The 15,156-nt window shown below is 49.9% G+C and carries 17 protein-coding genes; 7 read left to right on the top strand and 10 right to left on the bottom strand.

Annotated features, from left to right (window positions below; genetic code table 11):
• Window positions 1-41: 41 nt before the first annotated feature.
• Window positions 42-1,064, top strand: a complete 1,023-nt coding sequence (locus MKQ70_RS28770; protein WP_248077333.1) for an IS110 family RNA-guided transposase — start codon at window positions 42-44, stop codon at window positions 1,062-1,064.
• An 87-nt stretch (window positions 1,065-1,151) separates the two neighbouring features.
• On the opposite strand, the gene MKQ70_RS39910 is transcribed toward MKQ70_RS28770, so the two are convergent.
• From MKQ70_RS39910 to MKQ70_RS39905, 3 genes are read right to left on the bottom strand one after another with little or no spacing between them, the layout of a single operon-like run.
• Window positions 1,152-1,823 (bottom strand): S46 family peptidase, encoded by a 672-nt coding sequence (locus tag MKQ70_RS39910; RefSeq protein WP_282456855.1) that lies wholly within the window; start codon window positions 1,821-1,823, stop codon window positions 1,152-1,154.
• Window positions 1,820-3,124 (bottom strand): S46 family peptidase, encoded by a 1,305-nt coding sequence (locus MKQ70_RS28765; protein ID WP_282456854.1) that lies wholly within the window; start codon window positions 3,122-3,124, stop codon window positions 1,820-1,822. The genes MKQ70_RS39910 and MKQ70_RS28765 overlap by 4 nt, the downstream gene beginning before the upstream one ends.
• A gap of 41 nt (window positions 3,125-3,165) precedes the next feature.
• The gene (locus MKQ70_RS39905; protein ID WP_282456853.1) at window positions 3,166-3,291 is read right to left on the bottom strand and encodes a hypothetical protein; all 126 of its coding nucleotides are present in this window, start codon (window positions 3,289-3,291) and stop codon (window positions 3,166-3,168) included.
• A gap of 168 nt (window positions 3,292-3,459) precedes the next feature.
• Between MKQ70_RS39905 and MKQ70_RS28760 the strand changes: the two genes are divergently transcribed.
• A complete protein-coding gene (locus MKQ70_RS28760) occupies window positions 3,460-3,906 on the top strand; it encodes a hypothetical protein (RefSeq protein ID WP_248077330.1) in 447 nt (148 codons plus the stop codon).
• 138 nt (window positions 3,907-4,044) lie between these two features.
• Here MKQ70_RS28760 and MKQ70_RS28755 read toward each other — a convergent pair whose 3' ends face one another.
• Entirely contained in the window at window positions 4,045-4,590 is a 546-nt protein-coding gene (locus tag MKQ70_RS28755) for a hypothetical protein (RefSeq protein WP_248077319.1), read from the bottom strand.
• A 282-nt stretch (window positions 4,591-4,872) separates the two neighbouring features.
• Complete coding sequence (locus MKQ70_RS28750) at window positions 4,873-6,306, bottom strand: Gfo/Idh/MocA family protein (RefSeq protein ID WP_248077316.1); 1,434 nt, start codon at window positions 6,304-6,306, stop codon at window positions 4,873-4,875.
• A 111-nt stretch (window positions 6,307-6,417) separates the two neighbouring features.
• On the opposite strand from MKQ70_RS28750, the gene MKQ70_RS28745 reads away from it, so the two are divergent.
• Complete coding sequence (locus MKQ70_RS28745) at window positions 6,418-8,055, top strand: peptide MFS transporter (RefSeq protein ID WP_248077314.1); 1,638 nt, start codon at window positions 6,418-6,420, stop codon at window positions 8,053-8,055.
• A gap of 35 nt (window positions 8,056-8,090) precedes the next feature.
• Here MKQ70_RS28745 and MKQ70_RS28740 read toward each other — a convergent pair whose 3' ends face one another.
• The 3 genes from MKQ70_RS28740 to MKQ70_RS28730 form a co-directional block, all read right to left on the bottom strand.
• Window positions 8,091-8,294 (bottom strand): hypothetical protein, encoded by a 204-nt coding sequence (locus MKQ70_RS28740; RefSeq protein ID WP_248077311.1) that lies wholly within the window; start codon window positions 8,292-8,294, stop codon window positions 8,091-8,093.
• Window positions 8,294-8,779, bottom strand: a complete 486-nt coding sequence (locus tag MKQ70_RS28735) for a gluconate 2-dehydrogenase subunit 3 family protein (RefSeq protein WP_248077297.1) — start codon at window positions 8,777-8,779, stop codon at window positions 8,294-8,296. The genes MKQ70_RS28740 and MKQ70_RS28735 overlap by 1 nt, the downstream gene beginning before the upstream one ends.
• Window positions 8,780-8,893: 114 nt before the next feature.
• Window positions 8,894-10,462: a GMC family oxidoreductase N-terminal domain-containing protein gene (locus MKQ70_RS28730; RefSeq protein ID WP_248077284.1), complete on the bottom strand. Its 1,569-nt coding sequence runs from the start codon at window positions 10,460-10,462 to the stop codon at window positions 8,894-8,896.
• A 126-nt stretch (window positions 10,463-10,588) separates the two neighbouring features.
• Here MKQ70_RS28730 and MKQ70_RS28725 point away from each other — a divergent pair, with 126 nt between their 5' ends.
• Genes MKQ70_RS28725 through MKQ70_RS28715 form a run of 3 tightly spaced genes read left to right on the top strand, consistent with a single transcriptional unit; the run spans window position 10,589 to window position 12,056 of the window.
• The gene (locus tag MKQ70_RS28725; protein ID WP_282456852.1) at window positions 10,589-11,065 is read left to right on the top strand and encodes an FGGY family carbohydrate kinase; all 477 of its coding nucleotides are present in this window, start codon (window positions 10,589-10,591) and stop codon (window positions 11,063-11,065) included.
• Complete coding sequence (locus MKQ70_RS28720) at window positions 11,041-11,904, top strand: FGGY-family carbohydrate kinase (RefSeq protein ID WP_308199556.1); 864 nt, start codon at window positions 11,041-11,043, stop codon at window positions 11,902-11,904. The genes MKQ70_RS28725 and MKQ70_RS28720 overlap by 25 nt, the downstream gene beginning before the upstream one ends.
• Window positions 11,838-12,056 carry a hypothetical protein gene (locus tag MKQ70_RS28715; protein WP_248077269.1) on the top strand — a complete coding sequence of 73 codons (219 nt, stop codon included), beginning with the start codon at window positions 11,838-11,840 and terminating at the stop codon, window positions 12,054-12,056. The genes MKQ70_RS28720 and MKQ70_RS28715 overlap by 67 nt, the downstream gene beginning before the upstream one ends.
• 306 nt (window positions 12,057-12,362) lie before the next feature.
• On the opposite strand, the gene MKQ70_RS39900 is transcribed toward MKQ70_RS28715, so the two are convergent.
• Both MKQ70_RS39900 and mutL read right to left on the bottom strand, forming a co-directional pair.
• Window positions 12,363-12,689, bottom strand: coding sequence for a hypothetical protein (locus MKQ70_RS39900; RefSeq protein ID WP_308199232.1), 327 nt, complete (start codon window positions 12,687-12,689; stop codon window positions 12,363-12,365).
• Window positions 12,629-14,272 carry a DNA mismatch repair endonuclease MutL gene (gene mutL, locus MKQ70_RS28710; protein WP_308199231.1) on the bottom strand — a complete coding sequence of 548 codons (1,644 nt, stop codon included), beginning with the start codon at window positions 14,270-14,272 and terminating at the stop codon, window positions 12,629-12,631. Before mutL ends, MKQ70_RS39900 begins: the two co-directional genes overlap by 61 nt.
• 360 nt (window positions 14,273-14,632) lie before the next feature.
• Between mutL and msrB the strand changes: the two genes are divergently transcribed.
• Window positions 14,633-15,064 carry a peptide-methionine (R)-S-oxide reductase MsrB gene (gene msrB / locus MKQ70_RS28705; RefSeq protein ID WP_308199230.1) on the top strand — a complete coding sequence of 144 codons (432 nt, stop codon included), beginning with the start codon at window positions 14,633-14,635 and terminating at the stop codon, window positions 15,062-15,064.
• Window positions 15,065-15,156 lie beyond the last annotated feature (92 nt).

Genomic DNA, 15,156 nt, shown 5'->3' with positions numbered 1-15,156 from the left:
TATTCATGGATCTTCGCGGGTCCCCAAAAGAAACAAAACCAATGAGTGTAAAATTCGTTCATTTTGCCGGAATAGATGTATCCAAGAGCAAAATAGATATCTGTGTGCTGCTGTCAGGTGATGTAAAGTACCCCTACAGCAACTGCTTTGAACAAAGCAATAAAGGATTTGCTGACATGAAAAAGTGGCTTCGCAGTCTGATGGGCAACGCTATCAAAAAGTTATTGATCTGTATTGAGAATACAGGGCATTATAATGAGGCCGTTGTTCATTACCTGGACAGCCAGCAAATAGCCGTGAGTCTGGAAAATGCCGCTAATATCAAAAGGAGCATCCGCGATATCCGTAAGAAAAGCGATCCCAAAGATGCATTAGACATCGCTCGTTATGCTAAGCATCATAGTGATGAGTTGCAGCTATGGAAAAAACCCATATCAGTAATCACCACACTTAAGCAACTACTGGCACAGCGTCGGAGATTACTGAGTGTATTAAAGGCCCTCAAACAGCCATTGGAAGAGAAAGCCTTCTATGACTGGAGTGGCGTTCCTAAAACCACAGCATACACAGCGGGCATACAGGGCCTTGAACTCGATCTTAAACGAATCAATGAGGACATCGCCCAACTGGTTAAGGAGGACGCCCAAATGCGCCGTCAGGTCAGCTTGATCACCAGCGTTCCTTCTGTAGGGCCTATCACCGCTTATCACCTCATCTGCTACACCGATGGATTTAAGCAAGTGAAATCGGGCAAACAGCTAGGTAGTTATTGTGGCGTTGTTCCATTTGAACGACGAAGCGGCAGCAGCGTGCGAAAGCCTGCCAGGGTCAGTCATTTAGCTAATAGAGTGCTTAAAAGCCTCCTGCACATGTGTGCCCTGACAGCCACCAAAATGAAAAACAGCTTTGGGGATTATTTTCGGAGAAAAATAGCCGAAGGAAAACACAAGATGCTTGTTATAAACGCTTTAAGAAACAAAATCGTCCTAACTATAACAGCCGTTGTACAAAAACAGACGAGGTTCGATAAAAATTATATCTACCAAAATTTGCAAAAACCATAGAAAACACAACGGCGGCTGCCAAGCGATATGCAGCTGGTTACATAAAAAAAAAAAGGAGAAGGCTGATCACCTTCTCCTTTTTTATGGCTACTTAGCGATTTTCAATTCATTGATAATGTTGGAAGCACCGCCCAGCTTGTCGATGCACCAGAGCACATAACGCACGTCCACACAGATGGTGCGGTTTTGTACTGCGTCGAACTGGATTTTGTGGCTAAGAGCTTCGTAGTTGCCATCGAAAGCCAGGCCGATCAGTTCGCCATTGCCGTTGATTACCGGTGAACCGGAGTTGCCGCCAGTGATATCGTTGGTGGTGATGAAACCTACCACGAGATCATTTTTCTTAGCGTCTTTATACTGGCCGAAATCCTTCTTCTTATAAAGTTCGATCAGTTTTTCCGGCAGGTCGAACTCATAGTCGCCTGGCTGGTATTTTTCCATTACACCGGTGAGGGTAGTTACATAATCGTACGACACGGCATCGCGCGGTTTGTAAGGTTTAACGGTGCCGTAGCTGAGGCGCATGGTGAAAGTTGCGTCCGGATAGCGGCTTTTATTCGGCTCGCGTTCGATCACGCCTTTCAGGTACAGGCGGCCCAATTCGGCGTTACCGGCAGTAAAGATGTTGTACATCGGGGCGTATTTGCTCACATAATTTTTAGTGAAGGCAGATGCATAACCATACGCGGGATCGTCCTGCAGCTGCGCGTTGTCGGGGTTGCCCATGAACGCTTTCCACTTCGTATCGTTAAAGATCATGGTGTTCGCGAACACGTAGGCAGCCCAGGTGCGGAAGGTTTTTCGTCATTCAGTTCGCCAAATTTGCGAACAGACTCGAAGAAGCCGATCGGGTGCTGGTCTTTCGGGATGTCGTTGTAATACATCATGGCAGTGGCGGCCATGATCTTTAAATCGCTCGGTTTATTTTCTTTTGCGAGGAAGTTGGTGCGCGCTTTATCAGCAGCGGCAAGTGCTTCTTTGACACCGGTCTTTTTAGCCAGCGCGTTTTCTACCTGTGCCAGCGAGCCCGCAAAGGCAGCCAGCGGTGAACCGTAGATGCCTTCGTTCAGGTAAACACGCAATTTAGCGTAAGGTGTCCAGTCTTTATACAGCTTTTCATATTGAGCAAATATGTTCGCGTATTCCGGTTTGTTTTTTGCCCAGTTGATGAAATCCGCTTCGTTCTTCTGTTTCTGGCCATATACGTCGTACTTCAGCAGTTGTTTGCTTTCGCCATCGAAGAATTTCCAGTAATTGGCGATGCCTGCATAGCTGGAGGCCAGTTGCAGTTTCACGGCCGGGTCTTTCTTCATTTCTTCAAACATATATTTCAGGCGAACGTCGCGGAGGTTTACCGTGAAAGGATTTTCTATGTCGGTTTTTAGCTTCACGCCGTAGGAGGTTTCGTAACGGTTGGTACCGCCGGGGTAACCGAAGATCATGGCATAATCATTTTCTTTTACGCCTTTTACTGAAACGGGCAGGAAGTGCTTAGGTTTTAACGGAACGTTGTCTACCGCATACTCAGCAGGCTTACCATCTTTAGAGGCATACACGCGGAAAACGGAGAAGTCGCCGGTATGGCGGGGCCATTCCCAGTTATCGGTATCGCCGCCGTATTTACCGATGCTCTCGGGCGGTGTACCTACCAGGCGGATGTCGGTGTAACGCTCGTACACGTACATCAGGAACTGGTTGCCTTTATATAAAGGACTGATACGGGCTTCCTGTGAAGGCATGCTAACCGCGTTTTTAGAAATTTCTGCAGTGATCTTCTGGATTGCAGCAGCGCGTTCGGCCCCGGAGAGGCCTTTTGCAGCGGTTTCTACCTGGGAAGTAACATCTTCTACACGCAGCAGAAACTGTACAGATAAACCTTTCGCCGGGATTTCCTGTTGCTTGTTCAGCGCATAGAAGCCGTTTTTCAGGTAGTTATGCTCCACCGTGCTGGCGCTGGCAATCGCATCGTAGCCACAGTGGTGGTTGGTGAAGATGAGTCCTTCGTTACTCACGATCTCGCCGGTGCAGCCACCGCCGAAGATGATGATCGCATCTTTCAAGGAAGATTTGTTAATACTGTACAACTGCTCTTTCGTGAGCTTCAGGCCTTTTTGACCATGTCGTTATACGTTTGCTGCCCCAAGAGGTATGGAAGCCACATGCCTTCATCGGCCTTCGCCAGGTTTGCCGCGAAGAGCAGCATAGCGATGAATACCGTTTTTTTCATAAAGAGGTTCGTTATTGATTTTGTCGTAAAAAGGAGCCAAACCTAGGTAATTTTTCGATAAATGGGCCATATAATAGGGTATAACATGGTTTTTTGGCTCAAACCGCGGACAACCGGCAGAAGTGGAATATCTTTTGCATTACGGATGACCTAAACACCCATTTGGCTATGCAAAACTATTTATTGATTCTGGCGGCTACGGCCATGATGTCGTGCCAGGAAAATAAAACGACTAATACAACCAGCGCCGACAGCTCCAACGAAAAGATCAGCGCGGGCGCAGCCGAGATCCGCGAGGGATTACAGGAAAAGGCCGATACGACCGGCGCCTGGTTTAAACGGCAGCGCGACGAAACACAGGCCGCCCTGGAACGCCAGCGCGATTCTATCGACAAAAAAATAGACGAATTAAAAGCTGATAACTCGAAGCGGGCCGACAAAGCGCGCGAACGCCTCCGGAACAGCCGCGAAAAGCTCAACGCAAGGCTGGACGATGTGAAAAATGCTACCGTGGAAACCTGGGATAAAACCCGGAAGGGCGTAGATACCTTCTTCCAGCGTTCGGGCCGCGAGTGGGAGGAATTTAAGCGCGACTTTAAAGAGTTGTGGCGGTAAACGTAACCGCTGTTCATTGTGAGGGCCTGTCGTGTGTGCAACGGCAGGCTTTTTATTTAAAGTTATAATATGCCAGACCGCTCTTAAACACACCGCCATTCAGCTCCGGCACAAAGGTTTTTACCCGGGTAATGCCATTTACGATATCGAAAACAAACTCCATTTCTTTTTCTGTATATATGCAATCGCGGCAAAAGCGGCCGGTGCGTAAAAGTGATAGTGCCCGTCTTTGGTTTCGTCAACCAGGAATAATTTATTCTGATAATCGCCGTCCATGAACTTTTCGACGATATAAGGCACGCCGTTTTCGTAAGAAATCTTGGTTTTCTTTGCGCGGGTATTGATGAAATAATTATTGGTGGCGAGGTTAACCGCCTGCACATAGGGCTTTATGATGTAAGCGTATATTACTACAATGCCTTTATACTCCTTTACCTGCGCGCCTTCGCGCACATACAACACGGAATCCAGCCTATAATTTTTACGATAAGGCACGCTGTAGTCGGTGATGCCCACGGTCATCAGTTTCTCTAAAGCAGGTATTGAATCAATTACCTGCTGCACTTTAGATATGCCGGAAGGTACGTTACCGTTAACGGGAGCGCTGTTGCCGGGAAAAAACATTACATGCACAAAATATGCGGGTGCGGTCATTGCATCGCGCACTTTCCGTTTGGTGAGCACGCTGTAGGACGAGCATTTTTTCCAGTCAGGCTATCTGTCAATTCGGTTTTCGTAATCGTGTATCCGGTATTTTCTTCTAAAAACAGGTGCTGGCCCATGGTCGGTTTGGCCATCGCCACACACGCTAACATCAATATTAATCTCATTTTCGGACGGTTTGCTGCATGCCATCCAATGGCTACTTATTGGCTAAAGCAATTATTATACCTCAATAAACATAACGGGTAAAGGCTATCAATTGATGTCCTTTACCCGTTAATCTATCGTTAATGCAAATATAGCTTATTTACCGAGTTTCCAGCCGCTGCGATATTCGCGTTTCACGAACTGGTTGGCCGGCTCAAAGTTGGTGATCTTCATATTTGGACCATCCCACAGCAATTTAATACCGCGCCCAGGGAATTTGCCGTCAGCATCTTTATAATCAAAGCTGCGGATGGCCAGGTTACCCATCAGCACAGTTTCGGTAAGCGGACCGGCAATCTCGAACGGAGAGCTCAGTTGTTTTTTACCATAACCTGCGATACAGGCGTTTACCCACTGTACATAGTGACCTTCCGGTACGCGTGCGATAGTTTGCGGCACATTTACTTCTTTTGTACGGGAAGTAGGCAGCAATGTTGGGTACATACCGTAAGTACCGCACATCATTTTACCTTTAGTACCCACGAAAATTACACCGCTGGTACCGTCTTTGTCGCCCATTGGTTCGTTCGGACCCAGTTCTTCCGGACGCGCGGGTTTCAGGCCGCCATCGATCCAGTTCATGAAGATGGGTTTGCCATTTTTACCGTTGAACTTCAGCCTTACGCTGGAAGGGGGACAGCTTTCCGGGAAGTAACCGCGTTTGAATTCGTCTACATACACACTGCCCACGCTGCACTCCACCTCGGTAGGATAACCCAGGTCGAGGATGCGGAACGGCGGTTCAATAATATGACAGCCCATGTCGCCGAGTGCGCCGGTACCGTAATCCCACCAGCCGCGCCAGTTAAACGGAACCAGTTTATCAACATATTCTTTGTAAGGCGCAGTACCCAGCCACAGGTCCCAGTCCAGTTCCTTCGGGATCAGTCCTTTATTGGCAGACCATGGAATACCCTGCGGCCATACCGGACGGTTGGTCCAGCAGTTTACTTCTGTTACCTCACCGATAAGGCCGGCATTGTACCATTCCATCAGCTGGCGCACACCATCGCCGGAAGCGCCCTGGTTGCCCATCTGTGTAACAACTTTATATTTTTTAGCGGCTTCTGTAAGCACGCGCGCTTCGTAAATGTCGTGCGTCAGCGGTTTTTGCACATATACGTGTTTGCCCAGCTGCATCGCCGCCAGCGCCTGGATGGCGTGGTTATGGTCCGGGGTAGATACTGTTACCGCGTCGATGTTCTTATGTTCTTTGTCCAGCATTTCGCGGAAGTCCTTATAGTACTTCGCTTTCGGGAAGGCTTTGACAGAAGCGGCCGCACGGCGGTCATCTACATCACATAAATAAACGACATCAGCCGGGCCTTTCGCAATTTCGGCAAGGTCGCTCTGGCCTTTACCGCCTACACCAATACCTGCTACACGCAGTCTGTCACTGGGTGCCGTATATCCTTTTCCTCCCAGTACGTGACGTGGAACGATCATAAAGCCAGCAGCAGCGGCAGCGCCGTTGCGGAGGAATGATCTGCGGGAAACGTGGTTTTCCTTAGTTGTTTTCTCCTGAAGCATGAGTGGGTAAATTTTGATTCAATATAAAAGAAAATGGAATGAAATAATAATTTCCGGTATAAATGGAAAAGAGGGTATTTTTGAAACCTACAACAAAACAACAGATTGCGCATGCCTGCTACTAAAAAGCACCCTGCAGCTCTGCCATTTCTATTCCTGGCGGAGATGTGGGAACGATTCGGTTTTTATCTCATCCTTGGCATTTTTACCCTGTACCTGAAAGACCCGGTTAATGGCTGGGGCATGGATAACAGCGTGGCCGCGGATATTTTCGGTACCTACATTGCCTTCGTATACCTTACACCCTTTATCGGCGGCCTGCTGGCCGACAGGATCATGGGCTACCGCAAGTCGATCATCATCGGCGGCATCCTCATGGGACTTGGCTACATCGGCCTTGCCGTACATAACCTGACGGTATTCTATGTGTCATTGGGGCTCATCTGTATCGGTAACGGTTTCTTCAAACCAAATATCAGCACGCTGCTGGGCAATGTGTATAACGACGATGCCTATAAAGCCAACAAGGATCTTGGGTACAATATCTTTTACATGGGCATCAACATCGGCGCCTTCATCTGTAACTTTTTTGCAGCGGCGCTGCGCAACAACATCGGGTGGGGTGCGGCGTTCATTGCAGCGGGTGTAGGCATGTTCATTGGTGTGATCGTATTTATTATTGGCGGTAAACATTACAAACATGCGGATGTGCTGAAGCCCGCCAAGCCGGAAGACATGCCCATGACGGCCATTATGATGCAGGTGTTTGTACCCGCGCTGGTGGTAGGTATTGGCGCATGGTTCATCCCCGGTAATATATTTGGGTCTGATAGCACGGATGCGTTCATCTTTGCCTGCCTGCCCATTATTTACTTCTTTGCCTCCCTGCTGCGCAAGGCTTCACAGGAGGATAAACGTCCGGTGGCGGCGCTGCTGGCTGTTTTTGCAGTGTCTATCATGTTCTGGGCGGTATTTAAGCAGAATGGTACTGCACTCACCACCTGGGCGCAGTATTATACGGACAGGGAAATTCCCGCTGCTCTTGAAAAACCGGCGCAAGGTCTATCGCTAGTGCAGGATATCATTTATAAACAGGATTCTGTAGTCGCATACGATAAAGAATTCCGCCTCGTGCGTGACGAAGCCGGCAAACCGGTAAAAGAATGGGGCACCGATCCCTACTTCAAGAACGTGGCGCCCGAGAAGCTCCCGGCCGAAGGTGCGACGGTGAAATTGATCAACACAGAGCTGTTCCAGTCCATTAACCCGGGATTTGTAATCCTGTTAACGCCGGTGGTGATCCTGTTCTTTACGGCATTGCGCAAACGCGGGAAAGAGCCTTCCACGCCGAAAAAAATTGCATGGGGCCTGCTGATCTCCGCCCTTTCTACCTTTATGATGGTGGCCGCGGTGTATGTTTGCAGCAACGGTGCGATCAAAGCATCGCCCTGGTGGCTGGTTGGCTCTTACGGAGTAATTACCATCGGCGAATTATTCCTGAGCCCGATGGGACTTTCGCTGGTATCTAAACTGAGCCCGGCACGACTCACATCGCTGATGATGGGCGGCTGGTTCCTGGCGACCTCTATCGGTAATAAACTCTCCGGCGTACTGGCTACGTTATGGGATAAGTATGATAACAAGGCTAACTATTTCCTGGTGAATTTCATCTTATTGGGAATTGCGGCGGCGATCATCTTCATGATGCTAAAGTGGCTGAATAATATTTTTAAAGAGAGTGTGAAATAAACGACAAGGCCGGCAATCAACGCCGGCCTTTTTTATTATGCTTCGTCCCAGGTCATAATCGTACCCCGGTCTTCGGGCTTAAGATATAATGGCAACAACCGCTCCTCGTACGCTACGTTGTACTTTTTAAGTACATCGTCCGGCACCCCGTCCCATACATTGGCTTTATTACCCTGGTAGCCCATATCTGCAATACCTGCTTTGCTGGTAAAGAAGCCAGTCGCCGTCAGGTTCCGCATCAATGTAAAAAGGCAACGCCCTGGCTCAGCTCCGGTTTGGCTTTAGCTGGATATGCGATCTGGTCTACAACGGCCAATCGTTGCTCCGGCGTGCTTTCGGAAAATATCTTGCCATGGGATTTGAAGCTGAACACGTCCAGCCAGCGTAATCCGCCGCGGATAGGTATTTGGTATGACGGCACATCTTTCGCCATAAACTCTATAAAGTCAGGAACACCTGCATCCGTGGCGCTGCCGGAGTGTTCATCTTTTGGAATGATGATATCCGCCAATATACCAATGGTGGCCATTTCGGCCGCGGTGAAAAATTTATCTGCATGCAGCTTTTCGTCGCGCAGTACTTCATCCGGCGTGCGACCGTAGCTATTAGCCGTAGTGGCAGATGTTTCTTTTTGGGAAGCCTCGTCATTGTTGCAGGCCGTTACCATGGCCCCGGCGGAAAGGGAGCCTATTACCAGCGCCTTCAGCGATTCTCTTCTGTCCATGTTAAATGTTTTGTTTTTTCAGTTCACTAACAATGTATTCTGATGCGCGGAGCGATAGGGCGAGGATCGTCCAGGTAGGATTTTTATCTGCCTGCGATACAAATGGCCCACCATCTACCACAAAGAGATTTTCACATCGTGTGCCTGGTTATAACGGTTTACCACCGAGCGTTTGGGATCATCGCCCATGCGGGTGGTGCCTACTTCGTGAATGATGCGGCCTGGATTTTCGAGCCCGTAGTTCTTTTCCGCACCAGGTTTATTACCCAGCGGAATACCTCCCAGTTCGTGAATCAGCTGCTCGAACGTGTCGTGCATATGTTTCGCCTGCCTGATCTCATGCTCGCTCCAGGAATAATTAAAGCGTAACACCGGGATACCGTATTTGTCCACTACGTTCGGATCAATTTCGCAGTAGTTATCCTCCCGTGCAATCGCTTCTCCCCTGCCGGCCATGCCGATAGTGGCGCCATACATGCGGCGGTAATCGTTTTTCAGCGAAGCGCCATAACCACCTGCGGTCATGCCGGCAACATGCGGTTGCAAATCCTCTATACCGAAGCCGAAGCCGTACATGGGCATCCCCATACCGCCGCCAAACTCAATATGGTAGCCGCGTGCGAAATCGAGCTTTTTATTATCGAGCCACCAGGGCACGTACATGTGCATGCCGCCTACGCCGTCTTCGTTGTAACGCTTGCGGTCCATGAGGTGCGGTACAAAGGCGCGGCGGGAGGCCCCCGTAGAGTCGTGCAGGTATTTACCGACCATTCCGCTGTTATTCGCCAAACCATTGTCGTGGCCGGAACCTTTGGAATTTAGCAGCAACCTGGCCGATTCGCAGGCGCTGGCGGCCAGAACGAACACTTTGGCGTTTACCTGGTATTCCTGCAAATCGGTTTTATCAACATAGGAAACTGCTGTGGCCTTACCGCTTTTGTCCGTGATCACTTCGCGGGCCATGGCGTTTACGTATAAATCCACGTTACCGGTTTTTAAGGCCGGATTCACCAATACCGAAGAAGATGAAAAATCGCCATACACCGAGCAGCCGCGGTTACACTGTCCGCAGAAGAAGCAGGCGCCCCTCTCTTTGTTAACAGGACGGGTGAGCATAGACATGCGGGAGGTGATTACCGGCAAGCCTATTTTGCGGCCGGCATCGCGGAGTAATAGTTCATGCAGACGGGGTTTCGGTGGGGGAAGGAAGAAGCCGTCCGGCTCGTTGGGCAGATTTTCTTTGGTGCCGAATACACCGATCATTTTATCGACCCGATCGTAAAAGGGCTTCACGTCTTCATAGCCGATTGGCCAGTCGTCGCCTAAGCCATCTACACTCTTATGCTTAAAATCGCGGGGCCCAAACCTCAACGAGATACGGCCCCAGTGATTGGTACGGCCGCCTACCATGCGGGAACGGAACCAGTCGAACTGCGTACCGCTTTTTTGCGTGTAAGGCTCGCCGTTAATCTCCCAGCCGCCGTAGGCAGCATCCATATCACCGAAAGGGCGGGTGGTATTTGCGCCGCGGCGGGGAGAATCGTAGGCCCATTTTAGTTGGGTAGATTGTTCGGGATCTTTAGGGTCGTACTTGGGGCCCGCTTCCAGCAGGGCCACTTTGAGGCCGGCTTCCGCCATTACTTTGGCCGCCATGCCGCCCCCGCCCCGGAACCAATAATGCACACGTCGTACACAGGACCTTTTTCCTTATCTCAAATGACATAATCGTGGATTTTCAAATTGAACCTTAACGTTTCTAAATCTAAAAATTAAAGCCGGTAAATGGAAGCTGTTTTTTAACTTTCCTATATGAGTGATCAGGCCTCCTACATATTAGGCGTCGATATCGGCACCAGTAGCACCAAAACCATCGCGGTATTGCGTAATGGCAAAGTAGTAACCGAAAGCCGGCAGTCGTACCCCACGCACAATCCGCAGCCGGGACAAAGTGAGCAGGATGCCATACAGCTTTGTGAAGCGGTGTTGCAAACGATCCGCGACGCGGTGCAACAAATGGGATATGCCCCAACTGCAGTGAGTTTCAGCTCGGCGATGCACAGTTTTATGGCAGTGGATGCGGATGGCAGACCACTTACGCCGCTCATCATCTGGTCGGACAACCGCGCCGAAGCCGCTGCTATTTCGTTGCGCGACACGCCGGAGGGCAAGGCGATATTCCGGCAAACGGGCACGCCGATTCACCCGATGTCGCCATTGTGTAAGTTGATGTGGATGCGGGAACATGCAACAACAGTTTTTGAATCGGCGACTTTTTCATCGGCATAAAAGAATTCATTTTACACCGCCTGTGCGGCGAGTACCTCACGGATTACGCGATTGCATCCGCCACGGGACTATTCGACATTCGCCAGAAAACCTGGAGCGATGCGGCATTAAAGCTGGCGGGCATTTCGGCAGACCGATTACCGAAGGCGGTACCATCATCGTATATCTTACCGCCGCTCAGAAAAGAAGTGCTGTCCGACCTCGGACTTTCGCCCTACACCGTGTTTGTGGCCGGCGCCAGTGATGGTTGCCTGGCACAATTGGGCAGTGGCGCAATCAATCCCGGAGAAGCGGCGATCACGATTGGTACCAGCGGAGCCATACGCACGGTAACCGCCGACCCCAGACCAGATGAAACCGGCCGCCTGTTCACCTATGTACTCGAAGACCGGTACGTGGCCGGTGGGGCCATTAACAATGGCGGCGTGGCGGTGCAGTGGCTCGGCAAGGTGCTTTCACCGGGCGCATTTGATGCAGCCGCCTTTACCGCGGACGCGTTTACTGTGGCACCGGGTAGCGATGGGTTGCTTTGCCTTCCGTATTTCCAGGGCGAGCGCGCACCGGTGTGGGACAGCAAAGCCAGCGGCGCGTTTGCGAATGTGCGGCAGCATCATACACCGGCGCATTTCCGGCGTGCGCTAATCGAAGGAATTTCTTTCAGTTTATATAGCATTTTAGAGGCACTTGGCCCTATTAAGCAAATTTCGGTGAGTGGTGGATTTACCGCCTCGGAGCCCGGATACAGTTGCTGGCGGACATTTTTGGATTACCGATGCTGCTGGAAAAAGAAAATGATGCTTCGGCGCTGGGCGCCGCGTTACTGGGGTGGCATGCGCTGAAGGAACTGGATATGTGGAGTTATACACCGCCGGCTGGGACGAAGGTGTTTTCGCCGGATGCGGCGCATCGTGCCGTGTATATGCGGAATTATAAGGCGTTTGGGATGTTGTATGGGCAGATGAAGGCGGTGAGCGCGATATTGGAGGGGTAATTGCCAACCGCTCTTCCCCCAGCGATGCCGGCATCATTTTTTGTGATCTAATTCCCATTTCAGCTGATCTCGATGCCATAAAAGTGTTCACGATGCCACTTTTTATGATCTGCATGGATGTTTTTTCTGGTATAAGATTACAAACTCCGATGCTGACCATCAAAATTTATGGCATCAAGATCACTTAAAGTGATCCCATGATCGTAAAATGTGACCTTGAGATCATTTCAAATAGCATCAAGATCATCTGAAACAGTAACCAGATCACATTTTCTGGTGGCGGGCATCATTTTAAATCATCTTTCATCACCCCGCGAAAAAGAAAAGGAGGCTTTTAAGCCCCCTTTCGAACATTTTCTCTAAATCCTGCAGCTTGAAGGATATATAAGTGAATCGCCCTCCCGGCGAAACACTCGGCATGCTACAGGCGAATAATTCATCAATTACGTTCTGCATTTCACGCGGCGTCAGCGGCTTTCCCCGAGGGATGGCGCTGTTGCGGGCCATCGAGCGCACCAGTTGTTCGCGGCGGTTGTGCTTCAGTTCGTGGCTGAAGTTTTTGAATTGCTCCATCAACCCTTCGATGCTTGCCTGTTCGTTCCCGGTTTGAATATCGGCCGGGGTGCCCCGCACGATGAAGGTATTATTGCCGAAAGGCTCCGGTCATAACCAAGCGCGTGCAGGTCTGCCAGCATTTCGGAGATGAGCACCGCGTCGGCAGGCAGCAGGTGCAGCGTTTGCGGAAACAGGCTTTGTTGCGTGGCCATCGGGGCCTCCGACAACGCACGGTTGTAGCGCTCGTACAAAATGCGTTCGTGCGCTGCCTGCTGGTCAATCAAAATAAAACCAGATTTGATGTGTGATAAAATATACTGCTGATGCACCTGCATTGGCACCCTTTGCGCCGTTCCTACCTCCTGCCAGCGCTCATCGATCACCGAAGCAGTGGCCGAAGGCATGTGACGTGGCTCGGATGCGGGCATGGATGGAAAGCTGTGTTGAGACGACGAGCCCGATGACGGGCGCGGACCTTCGTACAGGTCTTTCCAGTTTTTCAAATTGCTGTTGCTTCCCTTATCGATCACATGGGCCTGGTTAGCCTGCGTAAAACTTTTATAGATAGATGAGCCTACAGACAACGCCTGATCTTCGGGCGTAAACGGCTGCTGAATGGCATCCAGTTGCTGAATACCCGGGTCCAGGTCAAAGTCCGGGGCCGGCATTACACTAAATTGTGCCAGTGCGTGGCGGATAGCCGACTGCACAAAGGCGTACATCACCTTTTCGTCATCAAACTTAATCTCCTGTTTGGTAGGATGCACGTTGATATCCACATGCGCCGGGTCCACTTCGATGAACAGTACGTACAGCGGGTAACTGTCAGACGGTATCATCTCTGCAAAAGCATTCATCACGGCATGGTGGAGGTAGGGACTTTTAATAAACCGGTTGTTCACGAAAAAGAACTGGTCGCCGCGCGTTTTCTTAGCCGTTTCCGGTTTGCCGACGAAGCCATTCAGGTTCATGTAATCGGTAGTTTCCTTTACAGACACCAGTTTGGCGTTGTAATGCTGTCCGAGTATAGCGACGATGCGTTGTTTAAGCGATCCTTTTTCGAGGTGGAATAGCTCCTGCCCATTATTATTGAGGGAGAATTGCAGCTCCGGGAACGACATGGCCACCCGGATGAACTCATCCACTATATGCCGCATTTCCGCCGCGTTACTTTTTAAGAAATTACGGCGTGCAGGAACGTTGAAAAACAGATTTTTCATGGCGATGCTGGTACCAACCTGCGCCTGGCAGGGCTCCTGCTTTTTCACCACGCTGTTATCTATTTCGATAAAAGTACCAACTTCGGAATCGGCCCGGCGGGTTTTTAGCTCTACCTGCGACACCGCTGCTATGGACGCCAGCGCTTCGCCGCGGAACCCCATGGTGCGGATGGCGAAAAGATCGTCGATCGTATTGATTTTTGAAGTGGCGTGGCGTTCGAAACACATGCGCGCATCCGTTTCTGTCATGCCGCTGCCGTTGTCGATCACCTGTACCAGTTCTTTACCGGCATCTCTCAGAATGAGTTGAATTTCTGTTGCGCCGGCATCCACCGCGTTTTCCAGCAGCTCTTTTACAGCTGAAGCCGGACGCTGAATTACTTCACCGGCGGCAATCTGGTTAGCGATGTTATCGGGTAATAAATTGATGATGTCAGCCACTTTCTGCGCTTTTGCGCAAATGTAGCAAATTCCTGCGCCTTGTAACCGATGATGCGCGGCAATAGATATTCACAAGTCAATAACAAAACGTTAAAGTGAGGTTGCGGAATTATCGCCACAATCCAATACCAATGCTTCTTCGTAACTTTAATATGGTAATACACCAATGGTATGAATATTGGTGTTAAAATGTAGTTAACAGGTAATCAAGAGTAATATGAATTTGAAGAATCTGGTATTTTTGTTGATATCCGTTTTATTTAGTCAATGTTCATACTCCCAGCAACAAGGGAAAAATGCCAATCATATGGAGGATAAAAAAATCCCGTCTACTCGCGCACGGATACCAGCAAAGTAAGCATGACGGAAGACGAATGGAAGAAAGTTCTACCGTCGAAAGTTTATGAAATCGCCAGGGAAAAAGGCACAGAATGGGCTTTTACCGGCAAGTACTGGAATACCACCGAGAAGGGCACGTACTATTGTGCTGCATGTGGCAACCCGCTGTTTGTTTCTGACACTAAGTTCGAGAGCGGCTGTGGCTGGCCGAGTTTTTACCAGCCCATTTCAAAAACCAGCGTTATCTACGCACCCGACAATGCGCATGGCATGCAACGCACCGAAGTAATGTGCGGCCGCTGCAAAGCACACCTGGGACACGTATTCGACGATGGACCTCCGCCTACCGGCCTGCGTTACTGTATCAACTCCGTGATACTGGATTTTGATAAAGCGCAGGATGCCGAGAAAAAATATACCGACAAAGAAAAGGGAACCGACAAGCAACATTGACCCACTCAGCCGACCGTCTAACAAAAAGAAACTTTTTTTTCCGTACCCGATATGGCTATACGAAACAGCTGCATGGGTACGGATTTTTTTAT

This window comes from Chitinophaga sedimenti (assembly GCF_023156195.1).
In the GTDB taxonomy this organism is placed as follows: domain Bacteria; phylum Bacteroidota; class Bacteroidia; order Chitinophagales; family Chitinophagaceae; genus Chitinophaga; species Chitinophaga sedimenti.
Note: the sequence above shows the minus strand (reverse complement) of the source record. Positions and strands in the feature narration are given on the sequence as shown.

Excerpts from the sequence above, each read along its gene's own strand:
- MKQ70_RS28740 (WP_248077311.1), bottom strand. The coding sequence starts at position 8,294 with ATGCGGAACCTGACGGCGACTGGCTTCTTTACCAGCAAAGCAGGTATT.
- MKQ70_RS28750 (WP_248077316.1), bottom strand. The coding sequence starts at position 6,306 with ATGCTTCAGGAGAAAACAACTAAGGAAAACCACGTTTCCCGCAGATCA.
- MKQ70_RS28725 (WP_282456852.1), top strand. The coding sequence starts at position 10,589 with ATGAGTGATCAGGCCTCCTACATATTAGGCGTCGATATCGGCACCAGT.
- MKQ70_RS39910 (WP_282456855.1), bottom strand. The coding sequence starts at position 1,823 with ATGATCTTTAACGATACGAAGTGGAAAGCGTTCATGGGCAACCCCGAC.
- MKQ70_RS28715 (WP_248077269.1), top strand. The coding sequence starts at position 11,838 with ATGCTGCTGGAAAAAGAAAATGATGCTTCGGCGCTGGGCGCCGCGTTA.
- MKQ70_RS28770 (WP_248077333.1), top strand. The coding sequence starts at position 42 with ATGAGTGTAAAATTCGTTCATTTTGCCGGAATAGATGTATCCAAGAGC.
- msrB (WP_308199230.1), top strand. The coding sequence starts at position 14,633 with ATGACGGAAGACGAATGGAAGAAAGTTCTACCGTCGAAAGTTTATGAA.
- MKQ70_RS28745 (WP_248077314.1), top strand. The coding sequence starts at position 6,418 with ATGCCTGCTACTAAAAAGCACCCTGCAGCTCTGCCATTTCTATTCCTG.
- MKQ70_RS28760 (WP_248077330.1), top strand. The coding sequence starts at position 3,460 with ATGCAAAACTATTTATTGATTCTGGCGGCTACGGCCATGATGTCGTGC.
- MKQ70_RS39905 (WP_282456853.1), bottom strand. The coding sequence starts at position 3,291 with ATGAAAAAAACGGTATTCATCGCTATGCTGCTCTTCGCGGCAAACCTG.
- MKQ70_RS28735 (WP_248077297.1), bottom strand. The coding sequence starts at position 8,779 with ATGGACAGAAGAGAATCGCTGAAGGCGCTGGTAATAGGCTCCCTTTCC.